Source organism: Allobosea eneae (assembly GCF_042657265.1).
In the GTDB taxonomy this organism is placed as follows: domain Bacteria; phylum Pseudomonadota; class Alphaproteobacteria; order Rhizobiales; family Beijerinckiaceae; genus Allobosea; species Allobosea eneae.
Genome location: NZ_JBHSLW010000076.1, coordinates 156,578 through 173,744 on the forward strand (window position 1 = coordinate 156,578; position 17,167 = coordinate 173,744).

Annotated in this window: 13 protein-coding genes; 6 read left to right on the top strand and 7 right to left on the bottom strand. The window is 67.0% G+C overall.

Features of this window, described 5'->3' with window-relative positions; translation table 11 throughout:
• Positions 1 to 25: 25 nt before the first annotated feature.
• A complete protein-coding gene (locus ACFPOB_RS28430; protein WP_377801621.1) occupies positions 26 to 3,604 on the bottom strand; it encodes a PAS domain-containing hybrid sensor histidine kinase/response regulator in 3,579 nt (1,192 codons plus the stop codon).
• Between the two features lie 78 nt (positions 3,605 to 3,682).
• Positions 3,683 to 4,039, bottom strand: coding sequence for a winged helix-turn-helix transcriptional regulator (locus tag ACFPOB_RS28435; protein WP_377801622.1), 357 nt, complete (start codon positions 4,037 to 4,039; stop codon positions 3,683 to 3,685).
• Positions 4,040 to 4,135: 96 nt separating this feature from the next.
• Between ACFPOB_RS28435 and ACFPOB_RS28440 the strand changes: the two genes are divergently transcribed.
• The 4 genes from ACFPOB_RS28440 to ACFPOB_RS28455 all read left to right on the top strand — a co-directional run bounded on the left by ACFPOB_RS28440 (position 4,136) and on the right by ACFPOB_RS28455 (position 8,313).
• Positions 4,136 to 5,149: a zinc-binding alcohol dehydrogenase family protein gene (locus ACFPOB_RS28440; protein WP_377801623.1), complete on the top strand. Its 1,014-nt coding sequence runs from the start codon at positions 4,136 to 4,138 to the stop codon at positions 5,147 to 5,149.
• Positions 5,150 to 5,380: 231 nt separating this feature from the next.
• On the top strand, positions 5,381 to 5,797 hold the full coding sequence (gene mscL / locus ACFPOB_RS28445) for a large conductance mechanosensitive channel protein MscL (RefSeq protein WP_377801624.1): 417 nt from the start codon (positions 5,381 to 5,383) through the stop codon (positions 5,795 to 5,797).
• A 151-nt stretch (positions 5,798 to 5,948) separates the two neighbouring features.
• Positions 5,949 to 7,139 carry a pyridoxal phosphate-dependent aminotransferase gene (locus ACFPOB_RS28450; protein ID WP_377801625.1) on the top strand — a complete coding sequence of 397 codons (1,191 nt, stop codon included), beginning with the start codon at positions 5,949 to 5,951 and terminating at the stop codon, positions 7,137 to 7,139.
• 100 nt (positions 7,140 to 7,239) lie between these two features.
• On the top strand, positions 7,240 to 8,313 hold the full coding sequence (locus ACFPOB_RS28455; protein ID WP_377801626.1) for an AbrB family transcriptional regulator: 1,074 nt from the start codon (positions 7,240 to 7,242) through the stop codon (positions 8,311 to 8,313).
• Positions 8,314 to 8,479: 166 nt separating this feature from the next.
• Here the strand turns inward: ACFPOB_RS28455 and ACFPOB_RS28460 are convergent, their stop codons facing one another.
• The 5 genes from ACFPOB_RS28460 to ACFPOB_RS28480 all read right to left on the bottom strand — a co-directional run bounded on the left by ACFPOB_RS28460 (position 8,480) and on the right by ACFPOB_RS28480 (position 14,342).
• Entirely contained in the window at positions 8,480 to 9,409 is a 930-nt protein-coding gene (locus ACFPOB_RS28460; RefSeq protein ID WP_377801627.1) for an SMP-30/gluconolactonase/LRE family protein, read from the bottom strand.
• A 199-nt stretch (positions 9,410 to 9,608) separates the two neighbouring features.
• Positions 9,609 to 10,976: a glycolate oxidase subunit GlcF gene (gene glcF, locus ACFPOB_RS28465; RefSeq protein WP_377801628.1), complete on the bottom strand. Its 1,368-nt coding sequence runs from the start codon at positions 10,974 to 10,976 to the stop codon at positions 9,609 to 9,611.
• Positions 10,977 to 11,092: 116 nt separating this feature from the next.
• Complete coding sequence (locus ACFPOB_RS28470) at positions 11,093 to 12,280, bottom strand: FAD-binding protein (RefSeq protein WP_377801657.1); 1,188 nt, start codon at positions 12,278 to 12,280, stop codon at positions 11,093 to 11,095.
• A 166-nt stretch (positions 12,281 to 12,446) separates the two neighbouring features.
• Complete coding sequence (locus tag ACFPOB_RS28475) at positions 12,447 to 12,734, bottom strand: GIY-YIG nuclease family protein (protein ID WP_377801629.1); 288 nt, start codon at positions 12,732 to 12,734, stop codon at positions 12,447 to 12,449.
• Positions 12,735 to 12,905: 171 nt separating this feature from the next.
• Positions 12,906 to 14,342, bottom strand: coding sequence for an FAD-binding oxidoreductase (locus ACFPOB_RS28480; protein ID WP_377801630.1), 1,437 nt, complete (start codon positions 14,340 to 14,342; stop codon positions 12,906 to 12,908).
• 159 nt (positions 14,343 to 14,501) lie between these two features.
• Here ACFPOB_RS28480 and ACFPOB_RS28485 point away from each other — a divergent pair, with 159 nt between their 5' ends.
• Together ACFPOB_RS28485 and hisS are read left to right on the top strand one after the other, a co-directional pair.
• Positions 14,502 to 15,407 (top strand): LysR family transcriptional regulator, encoded by a 906-nt coding sequence (locus ACFPOB_RS28485; RefSeq protein WP_377801631.1) that lies wholly within the window; start codon positions 14,502 to 14,504, stop codon positions 15,405 to 15,407.
• A gap of 135 nt (positions 15,408 to 15,542) precedes the next feature.
• Complete coding sequence (hisS, locus tag ACFPOB_RS28490) at positions 15,543 to 17,132, top strand: histidine--tRNA ligase (protein ID WP_377801632.1); 1,590 nt, start codon at positions 15,543 to 15,545, stop codon at positions 17,130 to 17,132.
• The last annotated feature ends 35 nt before the right edge of the window (positions 17,133 to 17,167 follow it).

The following is a 17,167-nucleotide window of genomic DNA, read 5'->3' on the forward strand; positions in this document are numbered from 1 at the left end:
TCAAGCCCGAGCATGACGCTTTCTCTTACTCCGCTGCCAACCTCGTCGCGCGCCATTGCGCCAGCAGTGCCCGTAGCGCGCCCGGCTTCAGCGGCTTGTTCAAGACATGGATGTCGAGCGCCGCCGCTTCCTCCCGAACCTCTGGCGAGCGGTCGGCGGTCAAGAGGATTGCCGGCAGGCCGCCGACGCTCTGCCGCAGCGCCGAGATCAGCGCGATGCCGTTCTCGCCATGGTCGAGATGGTAGTCGGCGATCAGGACATCCGGCGCGCCGCCTGCGGTGATGATGGCGGAAGCTTCGTCGAGATCGCGCGCAGTCGCGACCTTACAGCCCCAGCCCCCGAGCAGCAGGCGCATCCCGTCGAGGATCACCGGTTCGTTGTCGATGGCGAGCAGTTTCAGGCCCGCGAGTTGGCTGCTGGACGGGGCGCCGCGCGCAGCCGATGCCGTCGCCATCGCCGGCAGGGGCGCGGCCCGCGGCACCAGGATCGAAAAGCGCGTGCCGCGGCCCGGTGTCGAGGTGAGTGCGAGCTTGTGGTCGAGCGTGCGGGCGATCCGCTCGACGATCGAGAGCCCGAGGCCGAGCCCGCGCGCCACCTTGGCGCCCTGATCGAGCCGCTGGAACTCGCGGAACACGGTCTTCTGCTTGCTCACGGGAATGCCGAGCCCGGTGTCGAGCACCTCGATCGCGACTTGGCCCTCGCGCCGGCGACAGCCGACCAGCACCTTGCCGTTCGGCGTGTATTTGATCGCGTTCGAGACCAGGTTCTGCAGCAGGCGGCGCAGCAGGCGCCGGTCGGAGCGGACCGTCGCCGCGGTCGTCACGAAGATGAGCTGGAGCCCCTTTTCCTGGGCGCTCGGCTCGAACTCGCGCTGGAGCTGTCGCATCAACTCGTCGAGCCGGAAGGCGCTGATCTCCGGCTTGAGCGCGCCGCCGTCGAGCCTCGAGATTTCGAGCAGCGCGGTCAGGATCTCCTCGACCGCGTCGAGCGAGGCGTCGATGTTCTCGGCGAGGTCGGGCTGGGCGCTGGCGCGGTCGCGCTCGACCAGCGCGGAGGCATAAAGCCGGGCTGCGTTCAGAGGTTGAAGAATGTCGTGGCTGGCGGCGGCGAGGAAGCGCGTCTTCGAGGCGTTGGCCTCATCGGCTTCGGCCTTGGCGCGCTGCAATTCGGTGTTGACGTGCCGGATCTCCTCGGTGCGCTCGGCGACGCGCTTCTCCAGCGTTTCGTTGGTCCGCTCGAGCTCCTCCTCGGCCGCGACCGCATCGGTGATGTCGGTATAGGTGGTGACGATGCCGCCATCGGGGAGCGGGTTCGAGCGGATCTCGATGACGTTCTTCGAGGGGTAGAGCCTGAGCCGGACCGGCTCGCGGTCATTGATGAAGCTCTCCAGCCGCGCCGCCATCAATTCGTCCTGCGGGCCCGCGCCATAGGCGCCGCGCTGGGCGTTGTAGCGCACGATCTCATCGAGCCCGGTGCCGAAGCGGACCAGCGAGGGCGGCAAATCGTAGAGCTGGATGAAGGCCTTGTTCCAGGCAAGCAGGCGCAAATCCCGGTCAAGCACGGTGATGCCCTGGCCGGCATGGTCGAGGCCGTTCTGAAGGATGTCGCGATTGTATTGCAGGGCTGCCGAAGCGTCGTCGAGCAGCTTGAAGGCCGCCTCGGTCGAGAGGTTGCGCCGCTTCAACAGCAATGACAGCACGAGTCGCGAGGAGGCGGCGCCGATCGCCGAGGAGAGCAGATGCTCGCCGAAGCGCAGCATGTGGATGTCGGCCTCGCGCGTGCCGTTCAGCACCTCGCCGCGCGAATGGGCGAAGCCCTCGAAGGCGCGCTGCGTCCGCTCCTGGCCGAGATAGCGGCCGATCGTCGATTGCAGCTCTGCCTCGGTGACGCTGGAGCGCCAGAGCGAGAAGGACTGGGCCATGGTTGCCCGGTCCGATTCGACGAAGGCATTGGCCTGCAGTCGCTCCATCGCGCTCGCCGGGCGAACCAGCGAGAAGCCGATATAGCAGGCGAGGTTGATGCCGAGGCTCCAGAGCACGCCATGCGGCAGAGCCGGTAGAGACAGGCCGAACAGCGCCTCCGGCCGCAGGGCGGTGATGCCGAGCGGCCCGTGCGCGACGATGTCCGCCCAGTAGCCGCCGGGCAAGGCGAGGCTCGGCATCAGCAGGGTGTAGAGCCAGGTCAGCAGGCCGGCCGACAGCCCGGCGGCGGCGCCGAGCGCGGTGCCGCGCCGCCAGATCAGCCCGCCGAAGAAGGCCGGCGCGATCTGCGCGGTGGCGGCGAAGGAGAGCAGGCCGATCGAGACCAGCGCGGCTTCGCCCGCGGCCCGGTAATAGGCGTAGCCGAGCAGGATCACCGCGACGATGGCGAGCCGCCTGATATGCACCACCTGCAAGCCGAGATCGCCACCGGTCGAGCTGTTGCGCTGGCGCCCGCCGCCCTCGAGCAGCGCAGCCGCCTGCTCGGGATCGACGCTGACGCCGCGCCCGCGCAGCAGGAGCGGCGTGACGAGGTGGTTCGAGATCATGATCGCCAAGGCAACAGAGGCAACGATCACCATCGCGGTCCCGGCCGAGAGCCCGCCGATGAAGACCAAGAGGGCGATCAGGCCGGCCTGCTTCTCCAACGGTAGCAGCAGCACGGTCATGTCGCGGTCGACCGCCGTTCCCGGCAGCAGGACTTCGCCCGCCGCCGCCAGCGGCAGCACGAACAGGTTGATGAGCACGAGATAGAGCGGGAACATCCAGGCGGCGCGGCGCACGTCGCGGACGTCGCGATTTTCGACGATCGCCATGTGGAACTGGCGCGCCAGCAGAAGCGCGGCGCAGGAGGACAGTGCCGTCAGCGTCAGGAACATCGGCCAGCTCGATGTCCGCTCCCAGATCGGCGGCCTGTCGCCAGCCGCCCGCACCGCCTGGGCGAACAGGTCGCCTGCGCCGTCGAACAGGCCGTAGACGACGAAGACGCCGAGCGCCAGGAAGGCGACCAGCTTGATTAGCGACTCGACCGCGATCGCTAGCACCAGCCCATCCTGATGCTCGGTCGCGTCGATATGGCGGGTGCCGAAGGCGCAGGCGAAGCCGGCCAGAACCAGCGCGACCAGGAAGGCGAGGTCGCTCAGCACCGGCACGTCGGTCATCGGCGGCGGCCCGCCGGCCGCGGCGAAGAACACCGAGAGCGAGTTCGCGACCGCCTTCAATTGCAGGGCGATATAGGGCAGGGCGCCGATCACCGCGACGATGCAGACCAGCGCCGCGACGCGCTCGCTCTTGCCGTAGCGCGCGCCGACGAAGTCGGCGACCGAGGTGATGTTCTGTGATTTCGCGATGCTGACGATGCGGGCGACGAAGCGATGCCCGAGCCCGATCACCAGCGCTGGACCGACATAGATGCCGAGGAAGTCGAGACCGGCCCGGTTGGCGAAGCCGACCGAGCCGTAGAAGGTCCACGACGTGCAGTAGACGCCGAGCGCCAGCGCATAGATCGTGGTGCGCGCCCGCCCGCTCATCAGTCGGCGCCCGGCCGTGTCCGCGAGATGGGCGATCGCGAACAGAACGCAGAGATAGCCGAGTGCGCTCAGGACGACTGACCAGGCCGGGAGCATCCCACCTCCTCGCAACGGCGCTCGCCGGCAAATCTACCGTTGTGGCGCCGCCGCCGCCATCGGCCTTTCGACCTGTCCTCAGGCTGCTGCCTGGACCTGCGCCAGCCGCTCCAGACGTCGCTCGCCCCAGGCGTGCATGGCGCGCACGATCTCTTCGAGCGAGCGGCCTTCCTCGGTCAGGGCATAGTCGACCCGCGGCGGAACCTGCGCATAGACGGTGCGCAGGACGAGCCCGCACTCTTCCAGCTCGCGCAACTGCCGGGTGAGCATGCGCTGCGTCGCGCTCGGCAGCTTCCGGCGGATCTCGTTGAAGCGCAGCGTGCCCGAGAGCAGGTGATAGATGATCACGCCCTTCCACTTGCCGTCGATCAGGTCGAGCGTCGCCTCGACCGGGCAGCCGGCGGCGCAGTCGTAGCGCTTCTTGGTCTTCAGCATGGGACAGTATCCATTGTGATACTACTGGTCCGATTTGTGCGTATTGCAGCAAGTGAGCCTATCCGTATTTCTCTGCCTGCAACAGGAGATTTTCCGATGAAGGCCGTTGGCTACCGCGCATCCCATCCGATCGAGCACGCCGAGGCGCTGCTCGACCTCACGCTCGACAAGCCGGTCGCAGCCGGGCGCGACCTGCTGGTCAAGGTGGCGGCGGTCTCGGTCAACCCGGTCGACACCAAGATGCGCCTGCGCTCGCAGCCCGAGCCGGGCGGGGTTAAGGTGCTCGGTTGGGACGCTGCCGGCACGGTCGAGGCGGTCGGTGCCGATGCCACGCTGTTCAAGCCGGGCGATCGTGTCTTCTATGCCGGCGCGATCGGCCGCTCGGGAACCAATGCCGAATATCATCTGGTCGACGAGCGCATCGTCGGGCGCCGGCCTGCCTCGCTCTCGGTCGCGGAGGCAGCCGCGCTGCCGCTGACGGCGATCACCGCCTGGGAGGCGCTGTTCGACCGGCTCGACATCCGCCGGGCGGTTCCGGGGGCGGCGAATGCGCTGCTCATCATCGGCGGCGGCGGTGGCGTCGGCTCGATCGCGATCCAGCTCGCGAGGGAGCTCAGCGACGTCACGGTGATCGCGACCGCCTCGCGGCCGGAAACGCAGGAATGGGTCAGGGAACTCGGCGCCCACCGCGTTGTCGATCACACCAGGCCGCTGGCCGCTCAAGTCGCAGCGCTCGGTATCGGCGCGCCGGCCTTCGTCTTCTCGACCACCCAGACCGACCGGCATTTCGACGAGATCGTCGAACTGATTGCGCCGCAGGGCCGCTTCGGCCTGATCGACGATCCCGCGCCGATCGATGTGATGAAGCTGAAGCGCAAGAGCGTCTCGCTGCATTGGGAGCTGATGTTCACGCGCTCCCTCTTCGGCACCCCCGACATGATCGCTCAGCACGAACTACTCAACGAGGTCAGCGCCATGGTCGACGCCGGCAGGCTCCGGACCACGCTCGGCGAGCATTTCGGCAAGATAGACGCATCCAATCTCAAGCGCGCCCATGCTTTGCTCGAGAGCGGCAAGGCCAGGGGCAAGATCGTTCTCGAAGGCTTCTGAGGACTGTCGGCGGCTGCGGCAACCGCCGATCGCTGCCGCAGTGTTCGCCGTGGCACAAGCTTCACTGAATGGATGATCTGCGCTGAAATTGGTCTGTTTCGAAAGAAAAGACCGAGGAAAACGGCCTCAAAGCTGTTTCCAGCGCCGGTGCCGGTGGTCTAGCGTGCGAGCTGGGGGCGGCATTGCTGAGCGTGGTGCCGAAGACTGGCCAGGCATTCGGAAAGGCGCGCCATGATCAAGGAGTTCAAGGAATTTGCCCTGAAGGGCAACGTCGTCGATCTCGCCATCGGTGTGATCATCGGCGCGGCCTTCGGCAAGATCGTCGAATCGCTGGTCGGCGACATCATCATGCCGTTGATCGGCGCGATCGGCAGCGTCGACTTCTCCAACTACTTCATCGGCCTCAACAGCGCCGTCACCGCGCCGGTTCTCGTCGACGCCAAGAAGCAGGGCGCTGTCCTCGCTTATGGCAACTTCCTCACGATCGCGGTCAACTTCCTGATCATCGCCTTCGTGCTGTTCCTGGTCGTCAAGGGTATCAACACGCTCCGGCGCAAGGAGGCGGAAAAGCCGGCAGAGCCGGTGGCGCCACCGCAGGACATCGCCCTGCTCAGCGAGATCCGCGACCTGCTGAAGCAGAAGGCCTGACGCTCTCTGGAGCGGGCCGACCCGTCCGGCCCGCTCCGCGATCCATCACCGCGACCGATCGGGTCGATCTCGTCATTTCATGCCGCGGCGGCGCTTTCTGCGTTAGATTGGCGTGCATGTCTCTTGCGACGGATCGCCCGAAGGATCGCTCATGAACATGCACGCCCCGGCCGGCACCAGCCTGATCGCCGACCTGCGCCCCGAGGCGCGCAACGCGCCCGAGAGCGGCATCGTCGAGGTCGTCAACCATGGCCGCTTGAAGCCAGGTCTGATCCCGCTCTGGGTCGGCGAGGGCGACCTGCCGACGCCGAACTTCATCGTCCGCGCCGCCAACAAGTCGCTGGCCGATGGCGAGACCTTCTACACCTGGCAGCGCGGCATCCCCGAACTGCGCGAGGCGCTGGCGCGCTATCACAGCGCGCTCTATGGCCGCCCCTTCGCCATGGACCGCTTCTACGTCACCGGTTCCGGCATGCAGTCGGTCCAGATCGCGGTCCGGCTGATCGCGGGCGTCGGCGACGAGCTGATCATCCCGACCCCGGCCTGGCCGAACTTCGCCGCCGCCATAGGCATCGCCGGCGCCAACCCGGTCTGCGTTCCCATGCAATTCAAGGACGGGCGCTTCACGCTCGACCTTCAGAAGCTTGAAGCAGCGATCTCGCCGCGCACCCGCGCCTTCGTGATCAACTCGCCGGCCAACCCGACTGGGTGGACTGCCACACGCGACGAGCTTGCCGCGATCCTCGCCATCGCCCGCAAACATGGCATCTGGATCATCGCCGACGAGATCTATGCCCGCTTCATCTATGACGGCTCGCCGCGCGCTGCATCGTTCCACGATGTGATGGAGCAGGAGGACCGCGTCCTCTTCGTCCAGACCTTCTCGAAGAACTGGGCGATGACCGGCTGGCGCGTCGGCTGGATCGAGGTGCCGCCGGCCTTCGGCCAGATCGTCGAGAACCTGATCCAGTATTCGACCTCCGGCTCGCCGGTCTTCGTCCAGCGCGCCGCCATTGCGGCGCTGGAGGAGGGCGAGCCCTTCGTCGCCGAGCAGATCGCCCGCGCCACCGAAGGCCGCCGCATTGTCGCCGAGGGCCTTAAGGCGACCAACCGCGTCAACTTGCAGGCGCCGGACGGCGCCTTCTACCAGTTCTTCAGCGTCGATGGCTGGACCGATTCCCGCAAGCTCGCGATCGAGCTCGTCGATACGGCCAATGTCGGCCTCGCGCCGGGCACCGCCTTCGGCCCCGGTGGCGAGACAGGCCTGCGCTTCTGCTTCGCCCGCAAGGCTTCGGATCTCCACGAGGCGGTGGCGCGTCTGCAGAAGGCGCTCGCGGGCTGACCGCCAATGTCATGCCCTGCTTGCAGCAGAGGCGTTTGACCTGACGGCTATCGGTCTTCATTGATGCGGCGGTGCGCAGTTCTGGCGCATCGCGAGCCTCATGCCTGTTCCGAGCTATATCCCCTACCATCTGCGTATCTTGTCGCGCGAAGCGGCGGTGATCGTCTGCGCGGCGGTCGGCGGCACGCTTTTTACGCTGCTAGGCGTCCCGGCGGCCTGGCTCTCGGGCTCGATGCTCATAGTCTCCGTTCTCGGCATCACCCGGCCGCTGCCCGACCTGCGCCGCCCCTGGTTCGATTCGACCATGGTGATGTCGGGCGCGCTGATCGGCTCGGCCGCGACGCCCGAGGCGCTTGTCGCGACGGCGCGCTATCCCGGCTCGCTGCTGGTGCTGGTCGTCGGGCTCCTTGCGATCATGCTGGCGACGGGCGCCTATCTGCGCTTCGTCGCGCGCTGGAGCTGGATCGATTCGCTGCTGGCGGCCGCGCCTGGCGCGCTCTCGGCCGTGATCTCGGTGGCGCAGGACAAGGGGGCCAATATCGGCCGCATCGCCGCGATCCAGCTCTTCCGCATCCTCGTCCTGGTCGCGGTGCTGCCCAGCATCATGAAGCTGAGCAGCGGTGGCGCCCCCCTTGCCTCGACGCCTCCGGTCGCGATCGCGAGCGTCGGCGACATGGCGTTGCTGCTCGGAAGCGGGCTGGTCACCGGGCTCATCTTCGAGCGGATCGGCGTCACCGCGCCCTTCATTCTCGGAGCGACGCTGGCGAGTGCGGTGCTGCACGGCACCGGCCTCGTCCACGGCACCATGCCGCCGGAGATCGCGATCGCGGTGATGGTCATGCTCGGCGCCGCCATGGGCGGGCGCGTCTCGAACCTGAAGCGGGGCGAGATCGCGGCGCTGTTCCCGCTCGCGATCGGCGGCTTCGTCGTCTCGATGGCGGTCGCCTTCGCCTTTGCCTGGCCGGCGGCCTGGCTCGCCGGCGTGCCCTATGCCAGCGCCATGGCCGCATTCGCACCGGGCGGGCTCGAGGCGATGGCGATGCTCGCTTTCGCCATGGGGCTCGACCCGCTTTATGTCGGCGCTCACCATCTGACGCGCTTCATGCTGCTCGGGCTCCTGATGCCCTTCGTCGTCGGCTGGGTGAAGCCGGAGAAGCGTGGCGAGAAAGCGTGAGGCTCACCCGTCTTGCCGGGGCGCTGCGCAGCAGCGAGCCCGGAACCCATGAACACCGGTGCAAGCAGAGAAAGCGCAGGAATCCGTCGCGCCTTGCCAAAAACCAGCAGTGTTCATGGATTCCGGGCTCATCGCCGCGCGATGCCCCGGAATGACGTGGGCGGCTTCACCCCACGCCGTTGGTGTGAGTCATCAGCGCATAAAGCGAGGTCGTGCCGCAGATGAACAGGCGGTTCCGCTTCGGTCCGCCGAAGCAGAGATTGGCGACCACCTCCGGCACCAGCACCTTGCCGATCTGTGTCCCGTCCGGATCGTAGATATGGATGCCGTCGGCGGCGCTGCTCCAGAGCCGGCCTTCGACATCGAAACGGAACCCGTCGAACAGCCCGTTCGTGCAGGTAGCGAAGACCGAGGAGGCACCGAGCTTGGCGCCGTCGCCGGTCACCGCGAACTTGCGGATATGGCGGGGCCCGTTCTGCGGATCATGACTCGCGCCGGTGTCGGCGATATAGAGCGCGCTCTCGTCTGGCGAGAAGGCGAGGCCGTTCGGCTTGACGAAATCATCGGCGACGATGGCGATCTCGCCGCTCTGCGGATCGATGCGGTAGACATTGCAGCGGCCGATCTCGCTCTGCGCCTTGTCGCCCTCATAGTCGGTGAGGATGCCGTAATCGGGGTCGGTGAACCAGATCGAGCCGTCCGACTTCACCACCACGTCATTGGGTGAATTCAGGCGCTTACCCTGATAGTGGCTCGCCAGCACGGTGACCGAGCCGTCATGCTCGGTGCGCGTCACCTGTCGCCCGCCATGCTCGCAGGTGACGAGCCTTCCCTGCCGGTCGACGGTGTTGCCGTTCGAATTGCGCGCCGGCTGCCGGAAGGTGCCGACCTGGCCGGTGAGGGCGTCGTAGCGCAGCATCCGGTCGTTGGGGATGTCCGACCAGACCAGCGTCTGATGCGCCGGGAACCAGGCCGGCCCTTCCGACCAGCGCGCCCCGGTCCACAGCCGCTCCATCCGGGCCGAGCCGGGCACGATCCGATGGAAGCGCGGGTCGAGCACCTCGACGCGAAAGCCCTCGATGAAGCCGAATGTCATGCCTGTCCTCCCTGGCGCAGCGGCAAGATCGGCGATCACGGCTGTGGAGGCAATCGCGCGAGGCACAGGGGCAGCATGTCCGGGCGTCATTCTCGGGCAAAGCGAAGCGCAGACCCGAGAATCTCCGGACAAGAAGGCACTGGCCCGAGCCCAATTCTGCCTGAGATGCTCGGGTCGAGCCCGAGCATGACGTGCTCGGTCATTCGGCTGCGATCACCCCAGCCGGAATCGCCTCCTCGATCCCCGCTTTGGCCAGCCTCGCAGGCACCGGCCCGCCGGTCGCCCAGTCGAGCAGCTCGGCGGTGTGCAGGATCGGCGTTGTAGCGCCCTTGTCGGCGAAACCCTTCGCGATCTGCGTGATGCAGCCGATATTGCCGGTGGCGACGAGGTCAGGCTTGGTGCGCTGGATGTTGCCGACCTTGCGCTCGCGCAATTGCCCGGCGATCTCCGGCTGGAGGATGTTGTAGACGCCGGCCGAGCCGCAGCAGATATGACCCTCCGGCACCTCCTTCACGCGGAAGCCGGCCCGCGCCAGCAGGCGCTTCGGCCCGTCCTTCAGCTGCTGGCCGTGCTGCATCGAGCAGGCGGAGTGGTAGGCGACGGTGAGGTCGAACTGGCGGACCGGCGCGATCTCCAGCGTCTCGACGAACTCGGTCACGTCCTTGGCGAGGCCGGCGACTTTCGTCGCCTTCTCCGCATAGGCCGGCTCATTGCGGAACATGAAGCCGTAATCCTTGATCGTCGTGCCGCAGCCGGACGCCGTGATCAGGATCGCATCGAGACCCGCGCCCTCGATCTCGGCCATCCAGGCGTCGATATTGGCGCGGGCGAAGGCGAGCGCGCCATGCTCACGGCCCATATGGTGGACGAGCGCGCCGCAGCAGCCTTCGCCCTTGGGCAGTACCACCTCGACGCCATGGCGGGTGAGCAGGCGGATCGTCGCCTCGTTGATGCCGGGATCGAGCACCGGCTGGGCGCAGCCGGAGAGGATGGCGACGCGCTTGCGACGCTCGCCCTCGGCTGGGAAGGAGCGTGGCCCCTCCATCGCCGAGCGGTCGGGCAGGCTCCAGGGCGCCAGCGCCAGCATCGCCTTCAGCCGCGCGCCGATGACCGGCAGCGCTCCGAGCGCTCCGGCGAGCGGTTTGCCGAGCCGCGCCGCCAGCATGGCGAGGCGGAAGCGCCCGGGATAGGGCAGGATCGCCGAGAGGATGGCCCGCAGCGTCCGGTCGGCGACGGGCCGCTGATAGGTTTCCTCGATATGCGCCCGGGCATGGTCGACCAGGTGCATGTAGTGCACGCCCGAGGGGCAGGTCGTCATGCAGGACAGGCAGGAGAGGCAGCGGTCGACATGCTTGACCACCTCCGGCGTCGCCGGCCGGTCGTTCTCCAGCATGTCCTTGATCTGGTAGATGCGCCCGCGCGGCGAATCGAGCTCGTCGCCGAGCAGCAGATAGGTCGGGCAGGTCGCGGTACAGAAGCCGCAATGCACGCAGGTGCGCAGGATCTTCTCGGACGCCGGCAGGCGCGGATCGGAGGCGAGAAGCTCGGGCGTGAAGTTGGTCTGCATGATCCTACACCGTCATGCTCGGCCTCGTGCCGAGCATCCACGTCTTGAACACGTCCCTCGTCAAACGAAGACGTGGATGGCCGGGACAAGCCCGACCATGACGACGACACGCCATCTCACACCCCCGCATACATCCGGCCGGGCTCGAACACGCCTTTCGGATCGAAGCTCTTCTTGATGCCCGCCGTCACCCGCATCAGCGGCTCTGTGAGCGGCTCGAACACGGGGACCGCTGCCCGCACCGCATCCGGGGCCCGCACCAGCGTCGCATGGCCGCCCAGCGGCTTCAGAGCGGTGCGGATAGCCGCCGCTCCGGCATCGCCGTCGGCTGCCACGGCGAGCCAGACGAGGCCACCACCCCAATCGTAGAACCAGCGCGCGCCGGGCATGGTGCGTGCGATCGCAGCGGTGGCCTTTGGCCCGTTGGTCGGTGCAAGCGAAAGCCGCCAGACGGCCTCCGGCGTGCCGGCGAAGAAGGCTGCATCCCTGACGTCCCACCAGAGCGCATCCGAGGCACGGCCCTCGATCAGTTGGGGCCGGCCGTAGCCTTTGAGCAGGCGCGCGAGTTCGGCGGCGCGGTAGCTGATCGAGGCGGAGAAGTTCTCAAGCCTGAGCAGCGTGCGCGCGTGCTCCGCGCCGACACCGGCCGGCAGATGCGCTGCAGCCATCGGCTCGAAGGGCGAGCCGAGCGCGCCCGAGAGCAGCGCCACCGCCGCTTCGTCGGCGAGGTCCTCCCAGATCAGCGTGACGATGCGCTCCGGCCGCGGCAGCACGCGGAAAGTCACTTCGGTCAGGAAGCCGAGCGTGCCGAAGCTGCCGGAGACGAGTTTGACCAGGTCGAGGCCGGTCACGTTCTTCATCACCCGCCCGCCGGATTTCACCAGCTCGCCACGTCCGTTGATCAGCTTGATGCCGATCAGGGAGTCGCGAGCGGCGCCGGCATTGATCCGCCGTGGGCCCGAGATGTTGCCGGCCGCGATCGCGCCGATCGTCGGCTCGCCCTCAGTGCCGAACAATGCGCGATGGTCCATCGGCTCGAAGGGCAGCATCTGGCCGCGGTTCGCCAGCGTCTCCTCGATCAGCTTCAGCGGCGTGCCGGCACGGGCGCCGATCACCATCTCGGAGGGCTCGTAGAGGGTGATGCCGGTGAGTTCGGCGCTGGAGATGATGCTGACGGTGTTGTCCGGCCGGCCGAGGCCGGAGCGGGTGCCGCCGCCGCGAATGGCGAGCGGAACGCGCGCCTCGACGATAGAGGCGACGACGGCGCAGGCCTGCGCCTCTGTGGTGGGGGTGTGGAGCATCAGAACCCTCTGCCGTCTTTCCGGGGCGGGCCGAAGGCCCGAGCCCGGAACCCATGACCACGAGTTCGCCAGGCACCCGCTGCGAGTGCCGTGGCGCCCTTAGCCCGACCGTCGTGGTCATGGGTTCCGGGCTCGCCGCTACGCGGCGCCCCGGAATGACGGTGGAAGGTTATCTCGCGAGCATAGGATAGAGATCTGCCCAATCGGGATTGCTCTCCTCGATTAGGTTGACCTTCCACTGTCGGCGCCACTTCTTGATATCCTTTTCCCGCTCGATGGCCTCTACGGCTGTCGGATATTCCTCGTACCAGACTAGGCGATCCACCCCGTACTTCTGGGAAAACCCCGGCAGAATCTTGCTTTTGTGCTCGTGGACGCGGCGAGCGAGATCGCGTGTCACGCCGAGATAGAGTGTGCCGTCGCGACGACTGGCGAGCAGGTAGACGTGGAACGGCACAATCCTCCTCCACCGTCATTCCGGGGCGACGCGAAGCGTCGAGCCCGGAACCCATGACCACGACGTTTCCAAATTCTCGCCATCTTCGCAGACATGCAATAATCCGGGTCGTCGTGTTCATGGGTTCCGGGCCCGCTGCTGCGCAGCGTCCCGGAATGACGGAGAGGTTCGTCACGCCGCGATCCGGCCTTCCAGGGGGAACACTTTCGCCGGGTTCATCAGCCAGCGCGGATCGAATACTGCCCGGACTCGTTGCTGCTGGTGCAGATCGGCCTCGTTGAACTGCACCGTCATCAGGTCGCGCTTCTCGATGCCGACGCCGTGCTCGCCGGTCAGGCAGCCGCCGACCTCGACGCAGAGCTTGAGGATGTCGTTGCCGGCGTCCTCCGCCTTCTGCGCCTCGACCGGGTCGTTGCAGTTGTAGAGGATCAGCGGGTGGAGATTGCCGTCGCCGGCATGGAAGACATTGGCGACGCGCAGGCCGTAGCCCTTGATGATCTCGTCCATGCGCTCGAGCACGAAGGGCAGTTGCCCGGTCGGGATCGTGCCGTCCATGCAGATATAGTCGGCGATGCGGCCGGTCGCGCCGAAGGCGGATTTGCGGCCTTTCCAGATCGCCGCCGTCTCCATCGCCGACTTGCTCTCCTTGACCGTGCCGACGCCATGTTCCCGGGCGATCGCGACGATGCGGGCGAGCTGGGCATCCATCTCGGCTTCCGAGCCCTCGACCTCGATGATCAGCAGCGCGCCGCAGTCCATCGGGTAGCCGGCATGGGCGAAGGCCTCGCAGATCTCGATCGCCGGCTTGTCCATGAACTCCATCGCCACCGGAATGATTCCGGCGCCGATGATGGCGGCGACCGCCGCGCCGGCCTCGACGCTGGTCGGGAAGCCGAACAGGACGGGGCGCGCACCCTCGGCCTGGCGCAGGATGCGAACCGTCGCCTCGGTGACGATGCCGATTTGGCCCTCCGAGCCGACGATCAGGCCGAGCAGGTCGTAGCCGGGCGAATCGAGATGGGAACCTCCGATCTCGACGACGCTGCCATCCAGCATCACCAGCGTGACGCCGAGCACATTATTGGTGGTGACGCCGTATTTCAGGCAATGCGCGCCGCCGGAGTTCATGCCGATATTGCCGCCGATCGAGCAGGCAAGCTGCGAGGACGGGTCGGGCGCGTAGAAGAAGCCGTCGGCCGAGACCGCGCCGGTGACCGCGAGATTGGTGACGCCGGCCTGCACCTTCGCGACCCGGTTGGCGTAATCGATCTCGAGGATGCGGTTCATCTTGGAGACGCCGATCACGACCGCGTCCTCCTGCGGGATCGCCCCGCCGGCGAGCGAGGTGCCGGCGCCGCGCGGCACCACCGGCACGCCCTGTTCGGAGCAATAGCGCAGCACGGCCGCCACCTCCTGCGTGGTCGAGGGCAGCACCACGGCAAGCGGCATGCGGCGATAGGCGGTCAGCGCGTCGGTCTCATAAGGGCGCCGCTCGTCCTCAGAGGTGATCAGCGCCTCGGGTGCGACCAGTTTGGCGAGGCCCGAGATGATGGCGTCGCGGCGGGCGAGGATGCCGGCATCGGGCGCCGGAAAGGCGATCGCACTCATGGCAAATCCTCCACTCATCGTCTCGCCCGAAAACCGCCGGACGGCGTCGTTCCGCAGCCGCAGGCAGCGGCGTCCTGCGCGACTCTAGAATACTTCCATGGACGGCGCAGCGCGAGTAACGTGCATGATTATTTCCAAAACGGAAAAGGTGGAGGGCGGATGGACCGGTTCGGCGACCTCGACGTCTTCGCGCATGTCGTCACGGCGAGGAGCATGTCAGCCGCCGCCCGCGAGCTCAGCCTTTCACCGGCCGTCATCTCCAAGCGCATCCGCCGCCTGGAGGACCGGCTCGGCGTGCGCCTGCTCCAGCGCACCACGCGCCAGCTCTCGCTGACGGAGGCCGGCCAAGGCTTCTATGAGCGGGTCGTCTCGATCCTCGGCTCGATCGAGGAGGCCGAAGCCTGGGTCGCCAGCGGCGCCGGCCAGGCGCGCGGCACCTTGCGCGTCTCGGCGCCGACCTCGTTCGGGCGCATGCATGTCGCGCCGCATCTGAAGCCCTTCCTCGACGCCAACCCGGCGGTGAATGTCGAGCTCATCCTGAGCGACGCCTTCGTCGACATCGTTGCCGAGGGCTTCGACCTGGCGGTGCGGATCGCCGATTTGCGCGATTCCAGCCTAGTGGCCAAGCGCCTTGCGCCGAACCATCGCGTGCTCTGCGCGACGCCGGGCTATCTCTCTGCTCACGGCACCCCCGAGACGATCGAGGACTTGTCACGCCATACCCTCATTGCCCACAATGCCGATCAATGGCGCCTTGACGGGCCCGAAGGCCAGGTGGCGGTCAAGATCAACGGGCCGCTGCGGACCAATTCCAGCGAAGTTGTGCGCGAGGCGCTGCTGGCGGGCGTCGGCATCGCCCTGCGCTCGACCTGGGATGTCGGGCCGGAGCTGCAATCGGGCGCCCTTACCAGGGTGCTGCCAGCCTATTCGGTCGGCAAGCGCGTCGCGGTCTACGCGGTCTATCCGAGCCGTCGGCACATGGAGCACAAGGTCCGCGCCTTCGTCGATTATCTCGCCGAGCTTTATGGCGCGACGCCGTACTGGGATGAGGGGTTGGCGCTCTAGCTACCCTCGTCCTTCCGGGCCCTTCGCTGCGCGAAGTCCCGGAATGACACGCTGCGCCTTGCCCCTGGCGGCTCAGCGGGCTAACCCGCTCGCCAAAGCCATTTTTAGCATTCCAACGTCCGAGACGCAGATCCCATGTCCGCCGACAAGTCCGCCCCTGCCAAGCTGAAGGCCCGCCAGCCGCGCGGTTTCGTCGATCGCGGCCCGGCCGATGTCGCCGCTTCCGAGCGCATGCTCGCCGTGATCCGCGAGAGCTTCTCGCTCTACGGCTTCGATCCGGTCGAGACGCCCTTCGTCGAATACACCGACGCGCTCGGCAAATTCCTGCCGGACCAGGACCGGCCCAACGAGGGCGTCTTCTCCTTCCAGGACGATGACGAGCAGTGGCTCTCGCTGCGCTATGACCTGACGGCGCCGCTCGCCCGCTATGTCGCTGAGAATTACGACGCGCTGCCAAAACCCTATCGCAGCTACCGCGCCGGCTATGTCTTCCGCAACGAGAAGCCGGGCCCGGGCCGCTTCCGCCAGTTCATGCAGTTCGATGCCGACATCGTCGGCAGCGGCACGGTCGCCGGCGATGCCGAGATCTGCATGCTCGCCGCCGACACGATGGAGAAGCTCGGCATCAAGCGCGGCGACTATGTCGTCAAGGTCAACAACCGAAAAGTGCTCGATGGGGTGATGGAGGCGATCGGCCTCGGCGGCGACGCGAATGCCGGCCGCCGGCTGACGGTGCTGCGCGCCATCGACAAGCTCGACAAGTTCGGGCCGGAGGGCGTGCGCCTGCTGCTCGGGGAGGGGCGCAAGGACGAGAGCGGGGATTTTACGAAGGGCGCGGGGCTGGACGCTAAAGCGATTGACCTCGTTCTCTCCTACGTTTCTGCACAGCCTTCCATTGGAACAGGGGTCTCGGGAAGTTCGGACAAAGCGACTGTTGCTCGGTCGTTCAACAATGAAATCACAATCGATCAGCTCAAAGCGGCGTTCGGCGATAATCAGCTCTGCGCGGAGGGGCTTGAAGAACTCCGCGAAATTGCCAAGCTCGCAGCTGCGGCCGGCTACGAAGCAGGACGGATACTGATTGACCCGTCGATCGTCCGCGGCCTCGAATACTACACCGGTCCGGTCTACGAGGTGGAGCTGACCTTCCCGGTCACCAATGAGGACGGCCAGGTCGTCCGCTTCGGCTCGGTCGCCGGCGGTGGGCGCTATGACGGCCTCGTCGGCCGCTTCCGGCCCGAGCCCGTGCCGGCGACCGGCTTCTCGATCGGCGTCTCCCGGCTCTATTCGGCGCTGAAGGCGGTGAAGTCGCCGATCGTCGACCAGAAGAACGAACTACCGCTCGTCGTGGTCACCACAATGGATCGTGACGCTCAGTTCATGCCGGAATACCAGAAGTTCGTTTCGGAGCTCCGGCAGGCGCAGGATGAGCACGACAAGCCGCTCTGCCGGGCCGATCTCTATCTCGGCTCCTCCGGCTTCAACGCCCAGATGAAATATGCCGACCGGCGCGGCGCCGTCTGCGCGATCATTCAGGGTTCCTCGGAGCGCGAGGCCGGTACTGTGGTGATCAAGGACCTGATCCTCGGCGCCGAACTCGCTGCAGCCGGCCGCGACGTCAAAGACTCCGCCGAGCACAAGGAGCGCCAGGCGCAGGCGCAGTTCTCCGTGCCGGTGGCCGAGCTGGTCGAGGGGGTGAGGCGGGTGCTGGCGCGGTATTCATAAGGCGTCATGCTCGGGCTTGACCCGAGCATCTCAGG

Excerpts from the sequence above, each read along its gene's own strand:
- ACFPOB_RS28430 (WP_377801621.1), bottom strand. The coding sequence starts at position 3,604 with ATGCTCCCGGCCTGGTCAGTCGTCCTGAGCGCACTCGGCTATCTCTGC.
- ACFPOB_RS28435 (WP_377801622.1), bottom strand. The coding sequence starts at position 4,039 with ATGCTGAAGACCAAGAAGCGCTACGACTGCGCCGCCGGCTGCCCGGTC.
- ACFPOB_RS28440 (WP_377801623.1), top strand. The coding sequence starts at position 4,136 with ATGAAGGCCGTTGGCTACCGCGCATCCCATCCGATCGAGCACGCCGAG.
- mscL (WP_377801624.1), top strand. The coding sequence starts at position 5,381 with ATGATCAAGGAGTTCAAGGAATTTGCCCTGAAGGGCAACGTCGTCGAT.
- ACFPOB_RS28450 (WP_377801625.1), top strand. The coding sequence starts at position 5,949 with ATGAACATGCACGCCCCGGCCGGCACCAGCCTGATCGCCGACCTGCGC.
- ACFPOB_RS28455 (WP_377801626.1), top strand. The coding sequence starts at position 7,240 with ATGCCTGTTCCGAGCTATATCCCCTACCATCTGCGTATCTTGTCGCGC.
- ACFPOB_RS28460 (WP_377801627.1), bottom strand. The coding sequence starts at position 9,409 with ATGACATTCGGCTTCATCGAGGGCTTTCGCGTCGAGGTGCTCGACCCG.
- glcF (WP_377801628.1), bottom strand. The coding sequence starts at position 10,976 with ATGCAGACCAACTTCACGCCCGAGCTTCTCGCCTCCGATCCGCGCCTG.
- ACFPOB_RS28480 (WP_377801630.1), bottom strand. The coding sequence starts at position 14,342 with ATGAGTGCGATCGCCTTTCCGGCGCCCGATGCCGGCATCCTCGCCCGC.
- ACFPOB_RS28485 (WP_377801631.1), top strand. The coding sequence starts at position 14,502 with ATGGACCGGTTCGGCGACCTCGACGTCTTCGCGCATGTCGTCACGGCG.
- hisS (WP_377801632.1), top strand. The coding sequence starts at position 15,543 with ATGTCCGCCGACAAGTCCGCCCCTGCCAAGCTGAAGGCCCGCCAGCCG.